Raw genomic sequence first — 15,153 nt, forward strand, 5'->3', positions numbered from 1 at the left:
AATTATAGCAATTAAAAACAAATTGCTTTTAATTGGACTCGGTTTAAATTGTATTTTAAAGGAGCTTTATTCTTGTTGTGCTTTAAATATCGTAAACATAATCAGTATATTAGGTATGTAATTATATAATATATTAAGATATGAAAAGTTTTATTTTAAAATGGTACCCAATTATTTTAGCATTTCTATGTTTGCTATACTCTGTAACATATGGTATTTTAGGAATGACAGAAGAAGCGCAATATTCTGCACACTGGCCTGGTACAATATTATTGTTTGCAATAGCAATAAGACAAAGAAGAACAACATGAGTATAAGTTTCTTTATAGTAGGTGGAGTTATATTTACAACCTACATGGGCTTTACTTTATGGAATATTTACGACTCTAGCCAGAAAAGTAAAAAAGAAAATTACCCAGATAAGAAGTAGTTTTTTTATTTAAAAGATTTGTTACAAGCTTATTTAATTTTATGCTTGTTGTAAAGAAATGCAGTAAAATTAGTTGTTTTTCAGCTTTCAATTTATTTAAATAATTCAATAAAAAAAGGAACTACAAAAATGTAGTTCCTTTTTTATATCCTGTAATTGCAGGATATTATTAAAATAAGAAAGTTGTTATATAACTTCTACAAACAAACCTTCGTCTGTTTTAGAAACTTTAGCAACATCTTTTTTAGTTAAACCTTTAATTGTCTTGTCCCATTTCTTATTAGACAAACCAGATTGTGTTTTTAAGTCGTTTAAATCAATTTTTTCAGCTTTTTCAATAATAGCTAAAACAGCTTTTTCTTCGTCGTTTAATTCTATAGAAGGCGCTTTCTTTTCTGGTCTCATTTGAGGGAAAAATAAAACTTCTTGTATCGATTGGTTGTTGGTTAAGAACATAATTAAACGGTCCATTCCAATTCCCATACCAGAAGTAGGAGGCATACCGTATTCTAAGGCTCTTAAGAAGTCTTCATCAATAAATTCTGTAGCTTCATCATCACCTTTCTGCGCTAATTTTAATTGGTGTTCAAAACGTTCGCGTTGGTCAATTGGGTCATTCAATTCAGAATATGCATTTGCAACTTCTTTACCACAAACCATTAATTCGAAACGCTCTGTTAATTCTGGGTTGTCTCTGTGTTCTTTACAAAGAGGAGACATTTCTTTAGGATAATCTGTAATAAAAGTAGGTTGAATGTAATTTGCTTCACATTTTTCACCAAAAATTTCATCAATTAATTTTCCTTTCCCCATTGTTTCATCAACCGGAATATTCATGCCTTTTGCAGCCTCTCTAATTTCATCTTCTGTTTTTCCAGTTATGTCAAAACCTGTAAAATGTTTAATAGAATCTGCCATTGTAACTCTTGCATAAGGTGCTTTAAAGTTAATTTGGTGTTCTCCAAAAGTAGCTTCAGAAGTACCATTAACAGCAATTGCACAATGCTCTAAAAGTTGCTCACAAAAATCCATCATCCAATTGTAATCTTTGTAAGAAACATAGATTTCCATGGCCGTAAATTCCGGATTATGAGTTCTGTCCATTCCTTCATTTCTAAAGTTTTTAGAGAATTCATAAACACCATCAAAACCACCAACAATTAATCTTTTAAGATACAATTCATTCGCAATTCTCATGTATAATGGAATGTCTAATGAATTATGATGTGTAATAAAAGGTCTTGCTGCTGCACCACCAGGAATTGGTTGTAGCACAGGTGTTTCAACTTCGAAATAACCAGATTCGTTAAAGAAAGAACGCATTGCATTAAACAATTTTGTTCTTTTAATAAATACTTCTTTTACATGAGGGTTTACTACTAAATCTGCATAACGTTGTCTGTAACGCATCTCAGGATCTGTAAAAGCATCAAAAGTAACACCATCTTTAACCTTTGGCATTGGTAAAGGTTTTAACGCTTTACTTAACAATTTAAAAGACTTTACTTTAACAGTTTTCTCACCTACTTTAGTTGTAAATAATTCACCTTCAACCCCAATAAAATCACCTAAATCTAGTAATTTTTTAAAGACATCGTTGTACAAAGTTTTATCTTCTCCGGCACAAATTTCATCTCTATTAAAATAAAGTTGAATTCTACCTTCACCATCTTGCAACTGTGCAAAAGAAGCTTTTCCTTGTATATTTATAACCATTAAACGGCCTGCAATAACCACCGGTTTATTTTCTGCATAGCTTTCTTTTATTTCTTTCGAGTTAGAATCTACTGGAAATAAATCTGCAGGATAAGGGTTTATACCCAAATCTCTTAATTTTGCTAGCTTTTCTCTACGTACAACTTCTTGTTCTGATAATTGCATTTCTTAATATATTAGTGATAAATTTTTAAAGACTGCAAAGATACAATCTTTCAATTATGTAGCAATTGCAGATTTCGATAAAATATCAATAAATTGTTGTAGAAATCATAAAACGTTGTATATTTGCCCGCTACTTTTTGTTGAAGTAGCATTTAGTTGTGTTGTTTGGCACTTTATAAAAAGTGTCGTGGTTTTGTTAACCAATGGAAAGCTTCCCTTAAATGGGACGCTTTTTTTTTGCTCTTTATTTACCTAAAATCTCTTTATTAGAAGCTGTTTCCTGCTTTTTGCACTCGCTTTTTTTATTCAGAAAAAGAATAAAAAAGAGCTCAAACAGTTGCTTCAATCAGGGCTAAACTTGTTTGCAAACCTATTTTTTTTGTAAAAACAGTATTCTACTAAAAAAGTACAAACGCTTTACTATTAGTTATAAAGAAGAAAAATAAAATATTTTTTAGAGTATTATTTTATTAAAAAGACACAAATTAAGAAAAGAAAGCTTCTTTATAGTCCCAAAATTTTATCAAAAATAAAATAACAAATACAAAAGAAACAGAAAATTTAATAGTTGCAGAAGCTAATAAACCCACAAAAGAACCAAAGGAAGCTTTAATTGCTCTGTTAGTATCTTTACTATCAAACAATAACTCGCCAATTAATGCACCAAAAAAGGCGCCAATTAAAATACCAAACGGCACAGGAATAAAGAATAAGCCTACAAATAAACCTATGGTTGTGCCATACACACCGTATTTACTTCCGCCAAAACGTTTTGTACCAATTGCAGGTATTATATAATCTAGCACCCATATTACTATCGCTATTGCTAAAGTTATCCCTAAGAAAGTTAAATTCATAGGGATAATAGTAGTAAAATGTAAAACCAATAAACCAAACCAACCTGTTAAAGGTCCTGGTAAAACAGGTAAGAAAGAACCTACAATTCCTAGAATTACCAATAGAAAGCCAATAATAAGCAAGAAAATATCCATAGTTGTTTTATTATAAGACGAAAGTATAAAACCTTTGTTACATAAATTTATAACTAAAAAATTAGTTCAAACTAAATATTTAGTTATATTTGTATTGTTCAACTAAAAGATTAGTTAAAGATATGAGTAAACAATTAACAAAGGCAGAAGAGCAAATAATGCAAGTCTTATGGGATTTGCAGGAAGCATCTGTAAAAGAAGTTATAGAAAAATTACCAGAACCCAAACCAGCATATAATACTGTTTCTACAATTATAAGAATTTTAGAAAACAAAGAATTTGTTGGGCATAAACCTCTAGGTAGAGGTTTTCTGTATTACCCAATCATAGAAAAAGAAACGTACAGCAACCAAAGTTTACATAAATTAATGAATGGTTATTTCGATGGTTCATTTAAAAGTATGGTTTCCTTTTTTGTAAAAGAGAATAAGATGGATGTTTCTGAATTAGAATCTATTTTAAAGGAAGTAAATAAGAAAGCATAAAAAATCTAAAAGCTATGATTAATTATATAATTCAAGTAATCTTATTTCAAGTGCTATTCTTGGCTATTTATGATTTCTTTTTAAGTAAAGAAACTTTTTTTACTAAGAATAGATGGTATTTATTAAGTACGCCAATTTTATCTTTTTTATTGCCGTTGGTTAAAATACCGAGTTTTCAAAAAGCAGTTCCGGAAGAATATATTGTGTTTTTACCAGAAATTATTTTATCGCCAGAAAAAGTAATTCAAGAAGCTTCTTGGTATCAATCTATAAATTATATAGATGTTTTATTTGGTATTGGAGTTGTAGTTTTTAGTGTGTTGTTTTTTGTAAAACTGTTGCAAATTATCAGTTTAATTAGATCTTATAAACTTACTAAGAAAGACGGTTATACATTAGTTTTAATTCCGAAGCAAACTAAAGCATTTTCATTTTTTAATTATATTTTTTTAGGCGGTGAAATACCAGAATCACAAAAAGAACAAGTTATTGCACATGAGTTAGTACATAGTAAACAAAAGCACTCTTTAGACTTATTATTGTTCGAGTTCTTAAAAATTATAATGTGGTTTAATCCTATGATTTTTATTTATCAGAAAAGAATAACATTAGTGCACGAATATATTTCTGATGAAGTTGCTACTAAAAATAATACAAAAGAAAATTACATAAATCAATTGCTATCCAGTTTTTTTCAGGTTGAAAACATTGCGTTTATCAATCAGTTTTACAAACAAACATTAATTAAAAAAAGAATTATTATGATGAAGAAAAACAAATCTAAAAAAATGAATCAGTTAAAATATTTAGTACTGATTCCCTTATTAACAAGTATGCTTTTTTATACTTCGTGTTCTTCAAAGAGAAATGTAGTTCAAAAAGAAGAAAGAATTAGCGAAATGGAATTAATGACAAAAAAACTTAATAATAAAGACAAAGTAGTTTCTTTTCTTGTAGTTGAAGATTCACCTACTTTTCCTGGTTGTGATTCTGGAGATAAGGATTGTTTTTCAAAGAAAGTTCAAATGCACTTTGCAAGAAATTTTGACTCTAATATGCTTAATAATTTAGGTTTATCTGAAGGGAAGAAAAGAGTTTTTATTGCATTTACAGTAAATGATAAAGGTTTTATTAACGATTTAAAAGTTAGAGCGCCACATCCTATGATTAAGGAAGAAGTTATTAGAGTAATGAAATCTTTACCAAAAATGAAACCAGGAAAACATAATGGTAATAACGTTGCAGTAAACTATACTATTCCGTTTACATTACTTGTAGGTAATTTAGAGAAAGGTGTTAATAATAATGAATCTGAGAATAATAATTTAACTAAAAAAGATGCAGTTTCTTTTAAAGAAATAGATAAAGCTCCAACATTTCCTGGTTGTAGTTCTGGGAATAAAGATTGTTTTTCAAAAATGATTCAAAAGCATTTTTCTAAAAACTTTAATACAGAAGTATCAAAAAACTTAGGTTTATCAACTGGTAAGAAAAGAATTTTTATTTCTTTAAAAGTAAATAAGATTGGAGATGTAGAAAGTGTTATTGTAAGAGCACCACATGTAAAAATAAAGGAAGAAGTAGAAAGAGTTATGAGTACTTTACCTAAAATGATACCTGGAGAAAAAAATGAAGAGAAAGTAAGTGTTCAGTTTTTTATTCCTGTAAATATTATGGTAGAAAAAGCTATAAATAAGTAAATTAAAAATAGAAATGAAAAAGAGGATTTTAATTGTATTATTATTTGTAGTTGTAAAAGCTGGGGCGCAATCCTCAGCTTTTTCTGCGATAGATAGTTTGTTTGAAAACGGAAGATACCAAATAGCTTTAATAAAGTTAAAAGAGATAAAGACACCTTCTTTTTTATCGAATTATAAAACGGCTGTTATTTACGAATCTATAGATAATTATAAACGAACAGCATATTTTCTAGAACAAGCATTAAGTTTTAAAGAAGATAAAAAAGCGAGTTTAAAATTAGCCAAAGTATATCAGAAAATAAAAAAATCTGATAAGTCTATTGCTATTTATGAAAACTTGTTGGCTAAAGATACTTTAAACTTGGTTTTAGAATATCAATTAGGTAAGCTGTATTTAACAAATAAAAAAATTAAGAAAGCAACTTTAATTTTTAAAGATTTAATAAAAAAAGATAGTACAAATGCATACTATTCTTACCAATTAGGGTTGGCTTATTCTTATTTAAGTAAAAGAAATAAAATGATAAATAGTTTTATTTCTACCTACAAAAAAGACAGTACACACATAAAAGCAATCTCTAAATTGGCGCTTAGTTTTTTTAAATTGAGAGATAAAGATTCTACCTATCTTTTTATTGATAGAGGTTTAGTATTACAACCCAATCATGTTAGTATAAACAGAATAAAAGTAAACCAATTGTATAGAGAGAAAAAGTATGAAGAAACAATACCAATTCTTTTAAAATTAGATAGCATAGAAAAAATGGAACTTTATAATAATACAATGTTAGGCAAGGTGTATTATAATTTAGAGATTTTTGATAAGGCAAAAGAACGTTTTAAAAATGCACTAAAAATAGATTCAGAAGATTTTAAAATGTTTACTTATTTAGGACATATTGATATGAAACAGAAGAATTTTACAAGTGCAATGATGAATTATTATAGAGCTACTATAACAGATAAACACAAAAGAGATGAAGAGTTTTACGGTTTAGCAAATGCTTATTATGAAATGAAAAATGCTAAACGAGCATTGGTTTTTTATGAAAAAGCGTTTCAAGAAAATACAAGAAATTACAAAGCTAAATTTCAAATAGCAAAAATTACAGACGACCTTTATAAGGATAAAAAAATGGCATTTAAGCATTTTAAATATTATGAAGAACGTTTTTTAGATAAGGATAAAGAAATGACTACTTATGTTTCAAAAAGAATTTCAGACATAAAAAAAGACTACTTTATGCGAGGCGAAAAGTTAGAATAGAAAAGTCATTAAAATTTAGTAATTTCACACACTAAATAAAAGTATGTTTTTGCGTGTTTTTTCTTTTTTAATACTGTTTATCTTCATCACTTCTTGTGATAAGTTCTCGTTTTCAAAAAGTAATGAAAAAGAACAAGTTTTAGATACAATTGTTAATTTTTCATCTGTAGATACTTCACCATCATTTAAAATTTGTGATTCTTTAATAAACAAAGTAGAGAAATCTAATTGTTTTAGAAACACAATTCATAACAAAATAGGAGCAGAGCTACAAAAGCATGAATTTACTATTAGAGACTCTATATCTGAAGTTATTTATGTAGATTTATTAATCTCTTCTAAAGGGAAGATTGTTTTAGAAGCAATTCAATCATCAGAAAGTATTAAAATACAATTACCTAAATTAGATAGTATTTTAAAGGTTTCTGTAGATTTAATTCCTAGTATTTACCCAGCAATTAAGAGAGGAATACCTGTAAATACAAAATATAGATTGCCAATACTTATAGAATTATAAATATTTGTTTATCTCTTTAGAGATAAAAAAGAGGCTAAAAAAATAAAGGTTGTATACTATTTCGATGTTTTGAAATAGAATACAACCTTTACTATTTTTTAAATTGAAAATACTTAGTTAAGCATGTTCCAAAGTTTATCTTTTAATTCTTGTAAACCTTTTTGAGCTACAGAAGATATAAATATTGCTTCAACACCTTTAGGTAAATCTGCAGCAATTTCTGCTTGTAATTCATCATCTAGCATATCCGTTTTAGATATAGCCAATAAGCGGTCTTTATCTAATAACTCTGGGTTGTGTTTTTTAAGCTCATTTAAAAGAATATCATATTCTTTATTAATATCATCACTATCTGCAGGTATTAAGAATAACAAAGCAGAATTACGTTCTATATGACGTAAAAAACGATGTCCTAAACCTTTTCCTTCTGCAGCACCTTCTATAATACCAGGAATATCTGCAATTACAAATGTTTGATGATTTCTATGTTCTACAATACCTAAGTTAGGTTTTAAGGTTGTAAAGGCATAATCTGCAATTTTTGGTTTTGCAGAAGTTAAAACAGATAATAAAGTAGATTTTCCTGCATTAGGGAAACCAACTAAACCAACATCTGCTAATAATTTTAATTCGATTCTAAACCAACCATCGATACCATCTATACCAGGTTGTGCATATCTTGGTGTTTGGTTTGTCGAAGATTTAAAATTCCAGTTTCCAAGTCCACCTTTTCCACCTTGTAGTAATACTACTTCTTTTTGGTCTTCGGTAATTTCAACAATTATTTCATCTGTATCTGCATCTCTTACTATTGTACCTAAAGGTACATCTATGTAAATATCTTTTGCATCATGCCCAGTACTTCTACTAGCACTTCCTGCACCACCACCTTCTGCTCTAAAATGACGTTTAAATTTTAAGTGAAATAATGTCCACATGTTTTTATCTCCACGCAAAATAATGTGTCCACCACGACCACCATCACCACCATCTGGTCCACCTTTTGTTATGTATTTTTCTCTGTGTAAATGCACAGATCCTTGTCCTCCTTTACCAGAGGTAGCGTATATTTTTATGTAATCGACAAAATTTCCTTCAGTCATAATTATTGTGTAATTGTGTAATTAATAAAACGTATAATCTATAGATTCTACATTTTATAATTAAACGATTTATAAAGTATCAAATACTTTTGAAATTCGTTGTGTAATCTCTTCTATAGAACCTACACCATTAATTCCGTAGTATTTATTTTGAGCGTCAAAATAATCCTTTAAAATAGCTGTTTTTGTATTGTACTCGTTAAAGCGATTTCTAATTTTTGCTTCATCAGTATCATCTGCTCTACCGCTAGTTTTTCCTCTTTCTAATAAACGTGTTACTAAAAGGTCTTCTGAAACCTCTAAAGCAACCATTGCGTTTATTTGTTCTCCTTTTTCTTCTAAAAATACATCTAAAGCTTCTGCTTGAGATTGTGTTCTAGGAAAACCATCAAAGATAAAACCATTAGCATCTGCATTTTTTTCTACTTCTGCTTTTAGCATGCTAATTGTAACTTCATCTGGTACTAAATTACCATCATCCATATACTTTTTAGCTAATAAACCTAATTCCGTTTTGTTTTTAATATTGAAACGAAATACATCTCCAGTAGAAATATGCACTAAGTTGTACATTTTCTTTAAAAATTCTGCTTGTGTTCCTTTTCCGGCTCCTGGAGGGCCAAATAATACGATGTTTTTCATTTTTGGTTGTGTTGATAGTTGATATATCTCGGGATAGTTTCTTCCCAATCCATTATAATCTAAACCATAACCAACAATAAATTTATCTTCAATACTTTCTCCGATATAATCTATTGGTAATTCTTTTCTAAATACATCTGGTTTAAAAAATAAAGTAGCAACTTTTAGTTGTTTTACGTTTTTATCTCTAAATATATTATAAATCTCTTGAAGTGTTGCACCCGTATCTATAATATCTTCTAATATAATTACAGTTCTGCCAGTTAGATCTTCATTAATACCAACTAAATGTTTTACATTTTCTGTTGATGAAGTACCTTCATATGAAGCTAATTTTACAAAAGAAACTTCACAGTCTCCTTCGAATTCTCTTATAAAATCGGCAGCAAATAAGAAGCAACCATTTAAAATACCAACAAAAATTGGAATTTCACCTTTTGGTAAATCTGCTTTTACACTTTTTGCTAAGTGTTTTACAATTGCCGAAATTTTATCCTTATTAATATAAGGTTTAAAATATAAATCTTGAAGTTTTATAATACTCATAAGAGTGCAAATATAACTGCTATTTGTGAAATGAAAAAACCGTTTTCTTATGAATTACTGAAACAAGTTCAATAAAAGAAAACGGTTTATACTATGTTAAGTTAGAACTATTTGTTCTTTTCTTCTTTTTTAGAAGTATCATACATTATTGGTGTTGCCACAAATAATGAAGAATATGTACCTACTATTACACCTACAATTAGTGCAAACATAAATCCTTTAATAGAATCTCCACCAAATGCAAAGATTGCTAACATTACTAATAATGTTGTTAAAGATGTATTTATTGTTCTTCCTAATGTAGAGCTTAATGCTTTATCTACAACATCGCTGTATTTCCATTCTGGGTGCGTTCCTGTAAATTCTCTAATTCTATCAAATATTACCACGGTATCATTTAAAGAATAACCTACAACCGTTAATATTGCGGCAATAAAAGATTGACCGATTTCCATATCGAAAGGCATAAAGTTATATGTAATAGAGAACACAGCTAATACGATTAATACATCATGAAAGACTGCAACTACTGCTCCAATAGAAAAAGATATTTTTCTAAAACGTAATAAGATATATAAGAATACAATTAGTAAAGATCCAAAAACAGCATATAAAGCATCTGTTTTAATATCATCTGCAATTGTTGGTTCTACTTTAATGTAACTCATTACACCAGAACCTTCTTTTTCAAAACCTGGTTTAAAGTTTTCATAAGTAGTATTACCTAAGTAAGATTTTAAACCTGTGAATAAAGTGTTCTGAACCTGCTCATCTACATCCTGACCTTCGTCATCTATTCTATAAACAGTTGTTATTTTTAATTGGTTTGGTGTACCATAAGTTTTTACTTCTGGTGCTGTACCAAATGCATCTTTTAAAGTTTCTGCAACTTTAGTAGAGTTCATGTCTTGATCGAAACGAACTACAAAAGAACGCCCACCTTTAAAATCTACACCTTGTTTTAATCCTATAGAAAATATAGAAATAAGACCACCAATAATAATTGCTCCTGAAATTACATAAGCAATTTTACGTTTATTTAAGAATTCCATATTAATATTCTGGAACCATCCTTTAGAAATAGACGTATTAAAAGTTAATTTAGAGTTTTTATTGATTGCTCCATCAATTAATAAACGAGTAATAAATACTGCAGTAAATAATGAAGTTGCGATACCAATCATTAATGTTAAAGCAAAACCTTTAATTGGTCCTGTTCCAAAAACGTATAATACAATACCTGTTAAAAGAGTTGTAATATTTGCATCTATAATTGCAGATAATGCTCCTTTTATAGAGAAACCTTCATCTACAGATTGTTTTAAACCTTTGTTTCTAAATAAACTTTCTTTAATTCTTTCGAAGATAATTACGTTTGCATCAACAGACATACCAATCGTTAAGATAATACCTGCAATACCAGGTAATGTTAAGACTGCGTTGAAAGATGCTAAAATACCAAAGATGAATAAGATGTTTACAATAAGTGCAATGTTTGCATACAAACCTGCTTTACCATAATATAAAATCATCCAAAGTAAAACTAATAAAATTGCTAATCCGAAAGATAAAAAACTTGCATCGATAGCTTCTTGCCCTAAAGATGGCCCAACAACTTCAATTTGAATAATTCTTGCTGCAGCTGGTAACTTACCTGCTTTTAATACTGTTGCAATATCTTCTGCCTCTTCAATTGTCATGCTTCCACCAGAAATAGAAGTACTACCTCCTGTAATTGCATTATTTACTGTTGGTGCAGTATAAACATTATTGTCTAATACTACAGCAATAAATTTATTTTGTTGAGCAGCTAAATCTGTTGTTAATTTAGCCCAAGCTTTAGAAGCACCACTATTCATAGTCATGCTAACCTCTGGCTTATTCATCTGGCTAAAAACTTGCGATGCATCTAAAATAACATCACCTTCTAAAGGAGCGATATCATTTCTATTAGATTTTATTGCATATAAAGCTACTAATTCATTTGCTTCAAAATCGCTATTATCTGTTCCTGCTGGTTGCGTAGAAAAAGATTTATAATCCCATAAGAATTTTACATAACGTAATTCATTAGGAAGTAAATCTCTAATTTCTTTTCTGTTTAATAAGTTGTTTACAGTTGCAGTATCTAAAACCTTAGCATAACCAATTGTAGAACTTAATTGAGATTGCATTGGGCTTAAGTAAGAGAAAAGCATTTTTTGATTTACAACAGTAGAATCGATAGACGCACCTAATAAATCATCAATATCATCTTTTTTTACAGAATCTTTTACTTTTTCTGTAATAGAAGTATCTTTTAATAATTCTATAGACTTAGAATTAGCAACAGATAAATATTGTAAAACCTCTGCATTAGAATATACTTCCCAAAACTGTAATTCTGCTTTACTTGTTATTAACGTTGTTACACGTTCTATATCTTTAGCTCCTGGTAATTCAATTTGAATTCTACCAGAGTTTCCTATTCTTTGAATATTTGGAGAAGCAACTCCAAATTTATCAATTCTACTTCTTAATACTTCAAAAGCAGTACCTATAGAACTGTTAATTTCTTTTTGTAAAGTTTCTCTAACAGAAATATTATTTTCATCAAAAGAAATTTTATCACTTAACGCCTTCGTTCCAAAGATAGCAGGATCACTTAACTTAGTGTTTCCAGCAATCAATTCGAATTCTTCGAAAAATAAGTCTAAATAATTTGCATTACTACTTTTTTGCTTGTCATCTGCAGCTTCTAAAGCTTTGTTAAAAGCTTCGTTTTTAGAATCATTTGATAGATTTCTTAAAACTTCTTTTACAGAAACTTGTAAGATAGCATTAATACCACCTTTTAAGTCAAGACCAAGATTCATCTCTTTGTCTCTAACATCATTATAAGTGTATTTTGCTACACCTAAGTCTATAATGTCTTTGTTTGCAACACTGTCTAAGTACTTTCTTTCGATTGTAGCTTTTAATCTTGCATCATTATCAGTTACCTTTCTTTCAGAATATTCTTTAGCTTCATCTTCTACTTTGTTGGCTAAAAATGTGAATGATAATTGATATAAACTCACTATTCCAAAAAGAATAGCGAATACTTTAATAAGTCCTTTGTTTTGCATGTTTGTTATTTTATGTCGACTTCTTTTTTTTAAAACGAGCAAATATAGTATTTCAAAGTAGCCTAAGCAATTATTTTAAGACATTTGTGTAGCTCTTTTTACGATTTCTTTTTCACGGTATAAATTAGAGAATAAGAACTCTTAAAAATGCTGTTATTTGTTCTGTTAAAAGGTATTACAACAACTCTTATGTTGTGAAGCTGCTGTATTACTTGTGCATTAAAACATTTTAGGAATATAAATACATTAAATATTTAAAATGATTTTATACTTTTTTCTGATAATTTTTCTTTAACAGTCTTATTCATTTTTTAAAATAAGTGTAATACTTAGTCTTATTTCACCATAAGATATTTCTTCGTTTAGATGTTCATAAATTGGTTTCAATTCGATTTTTCGATTCAATTTATTAAAAGCAACCCTAACTTTATCTATAGTTTCCTTTCTAACATACTTTTCTAATTTTACAGCTTTTCCTTCTGAATATAATTGAGATAAATGTGAGTAAATAGTAGTAATTGATAAGTTTCTTTTTTCGGCAATCTTTACAGGACTTAAATTTTCCTTATATAACTTAAAAGTTTCTTGTATTGTATTTATTTTTCTAGGTTTACTTGTTTCTTTAAATTGACGAATCACATTCATAAACTCTTCGCCGTATTTTTCCATTTTGTTTATTCCAACTCCAGAAATTGCTAAAAATTCATTTTCTGTTACTGGAAGTTCACTTGCCATTAACTTTAATGTTTTATCATTAAAAATGATGTAAGCTGGCATCTTTTCTTCTTTTGAAATAGCATATCTTACTTTCTTAAGAGCAGTAAATAGATCTGTATTTGTATTACTTTTGCTAGCGTTTTTAACAACTTTTTGTTGCTGTTTTTTGTCATCCGAAGTCAAAGGAGTTGTTAAACGTACTGTTTTTTCACCTTTTAAAACTTCCCAACCAATTGATGTTATTTTTAATGCGGAATTTTCACTGTACATTATTTCTATTAATCCTTGGTTTGCCATTTGAATGACATAATCTCGCCAATCGAAAAAAGAAATGTCTCTTCCTATTCCGTATGTTTTTAGGGTAGAATATTGTTTTGTATGAATATCTGCATTATTACTTCCTCTTAAGACATTAATTAACATTGTAATACCGTCTTTTTCTCCCATTCTTACAATTCCAGAAAGTGCTTTTTGTGTTAAAATACTTCCTTCAAAACTTTTAGGTGGATTCTCGCAAACATCGCAATTTCCGCAATCTTCTTTAAGATGTTCTCCAAAATATGATAGTAATATTTTTCTTCTGCATGATTTTGCTTCTGCAAATTGAAGCATTCTGTTTAGTTTTTCTTTTTGCATAACAGTATTAGCACCGTTATCTGCAAACTGACTGTATAGAACAAAGTCTCTCATATTATAATACAGTATGGTTTCAGACGGTAAACCATCTCTTCCTGCTCGTCCTATTTCTTGGTAATAGCCTTCTAAATTTTTAGGTAGATTATAATGAATAACAAAACGAACATTAGATTTATCAATTCCCATCCCAAAAGCAATTGTAGCAACAATTATCTTTGTATCATCATTAATAAAATCGGTTTGTGTGCTTTCTCTGTCTTCAGTATTCATTCCGGCATGATAAAATGCTACCGAATGTCCATTTTGTTTAAGGTAACTTGCTACTTCTTCTGTGTTTTTTCTACTCAAACAATAAATAATACCGCTTTCGTTTTTTCTACGTTCGATGAAATTAGCAATTTCTTGTAATTTTTTCTTTTTCTGAACTTGTCCTCGAACTTCAATACTTAAGTTTTTACGGTCAAAAGAAGAGATAAATAATTTTGAATTTGTTAAACCAAGCTGTTCTTCAATATCTTTTCTAGCAGATTTGTCTGCAGTAGCAGTTAATGCCATAAAAGGTACTAATGGTAACGAGTTTCTAAAGACTTTTAGTTGGGTGTATTCTGGTCTAAAATCATGTCCCCACATACTTACGCAATGTGCCTCATCTATAGCTACTAATTTTATATTTAGTTGTTTTAGCCAAGTGTTGCTAACAGATATTAATTTTTCTGGTGATAAATATAATAATTGTAATTCACCATTAATTGCACTATTAATTACTTTGTTTTCTTCTTGTGTAGAAATAGAGCTATTAAAAAAATCTGCTTTTATTCCGTTTGCTTTTAATGCTTGTACTTGGTCTTTCATTAATGAAATAAGCGGAGAAACTACAATTGTAATTCCGTCGAAAACCAATGCAGGAATTTGAAAGCACATAGATTTTCCGCCACCAGTAGGCATTAATACAAAACTGTCTTTTCCGTTTATTGTTCGGTCGATAATTTCTTCCTGTAACGGTCGAAAATTCTCATAACCGTATATGTTTTTTAAAAGGGTATGTGTTTGTTTTATCAATTTTCTTCAATTAAGGGGCAAACATACATATTGAGCTTTAGAATTACTTCTGAATATTAAATTTTTTAACA

At 28.9% G+C, this 15,153-nt stretch carries 12 protein-coding genes; 6 read left to right on the forward strand and 6 right to left on the reverse strand.

The window, feature by feature from the left end; all coding sequences use genetic code 11:
- Positions 1-140: 140 nt before the first annotated feature.
- Both SHK09_RS07150 and SHK09_RS07155 read left to right on the forward strand, forming a co-directional pair.
- Positions 141-311, forward strand: coding sequence for a hypothetical protein (locus tag SHK09_RS07150; protein WP_319810098.1), 171 nt, complete (start codon positions 141-143; stop codon positions 309-311).
- The gene (locus tag SHK09_RS07155) at positions 308-430 is read left to right on the forward strand and encodes a hypothetical protein (RefSeq protein WP_319810099.1); all 123 of its coding nucleotides are present in this window, start codon (positions 308-310) and stop codon (positions 428-430) included. Before SHK09_RS07150 ends, SHK09_RS07155 begins: the two co-directional genes overlap by 4 nt.
- Positions 431-616: 186 nt before the next feature.
- Here SHK09_RS07155 and lysS read toward each other — a convergent pair whose 3' ends face one another.
- Both lysS and SHK09_RS07165 read right to left on the reverse strand, forming a co-directional pair.
- Positions 617-2,311, reverse strand: a complete 1,695-nt coding sequence (gene lysS, locus SHK09_RS07160; RefSeq protein ID WP_319810100.1) for a lysine--tRNA ligase — start codon at positions 2,309-2,311, stop codon at positions 617-619.
- A gap of 485 nt (positions 2,312-2,796) precedes the next feature.
- Positions 2,797-3,303 (reverse strand): DUF456 domain-containing protein, encoded by a 507-nt coding sequence (locus SHK09_RS07165; RefSeq protein WP_319810101.1) that lies wholly within the window; start codon positions 3,301-3,303, stop codon positions 2,797-2,799.
- Between the two features lie 122 nt (positions 3,304-3,425).
- Here SHK09_RS07165 and SHK09_RS07170 point away from each other — a divergent pair, with 122 nt between their 5' ends.
- Genes SHK09_RS07170 through SHK09_RS07185 form a run of 4 tightly spaced genes read left to right on the forward strand, consistent with a single transcriptional unit; the run spans position 3,426 to position 7,272 of the window.
- Entirely contained in the window at positions 3,426-3,788 is a 363-nt protein-coding gene (locus SHK09_RS07170) for a BlaI/MecI/CopY family transcriptional regulator (RefSeq protein WP_319810102.1), read from the forward strand.
- Between the two features lie 14 nt (positions 3,789-3,802).
- Positions 3,803-5,488 (forward strand): M56 family metallopeptidase, encoded by a 1,686-nt coding sequence (locus SHK09_RS07175; protein WP_319810103.1) that lies wholly within the window; start codon positions 3,803-3,805, stop codon positions 5,486-5,488.
- Between the two features lie 13 nt (positions 5,489-5,501).
- Complete coding sequence (locus SHK09_RS07180) at positions 5,502-6,755, forward strand: tetratricopeptide repeat protein (protein ID WP_319810104.1); 1,254 nt, start codon at positions 5,502-5,504, stop codon at positions 6,753-6,755.
- Positions 6,756-6,798: 43 nt separating this feature from the next.
- On the forward strand, positions 6,799-7,272 hold the full coding sequence (locus SHK09_RS07185) for a hypothetical protein (RefSeq protein WP_319810105.1): 474 nt from the start codon (positions 6,799-6,801) through the stop codon (positions 7,270-7,272).
- Between the two features lie 113 nt (positions 7,273-7,385).
- On the opposite strand, the gene obgE is transcribed toward SHK09_RS07185, so the two are convergent.
- From obgE to recQ, 4 genes are all read right to left on the reverse strand, one after another.
- Entirely contained in the window at positions 7,386-8,375 is a 990-nt protein-coding gene (gene obgE / locus SHK09_RS07190) for a GTPase ObgE (protein ID WP_319810106.1), read from the reverse strand.
- Between the two features lie 69 nt (positions 8,376-8,444).
- A complete protein-coding gene (locus tag SHK09_RS07195; protein ID WP_319810107.1) occupies positions 8,445-9,563 on the reverse strand; it encodes an adenylate kinase in 1,119 nt (372 codons plus the stop codon).
- A 107-nt stretch (positions 9,564-9,670) separates the two neighbouring features.
- A complete protein-coding gene (gene secDF / locus SHK09_RS07200; RefSeq protein ID WP_319810108.1) occupies positions 9,671-12,670 on the reverse strand; it encodes a protein translocase subunit SecDF in 3,000 nt (999 codons plus the stop codon).
- Positions 12,671-12,970: 300 nt separating this feature from the next.
- Complete coding sequence (recQ, locus tag SHK09_RS07205) at positions 12,971-15,082, reverse strand: DNA helicase RecQ (protein WP_319810109.1); 2,112 nt, start codon at positions 15,080-15,082, stop codon at positions 12,971-12,973.
- Positions 15,083-15,153 lie beyond the last annotated feature (71 nt).

Source organism: Polaribacter sp. PL03 (genome assembly GCF_033875165.1).
Taxonomy (GTDB): domain Bacteria; phylum Bacteroidota; class Bacteroidia; order Flavobacteriales; family Flavobacteriaceae; genus Polaribacter.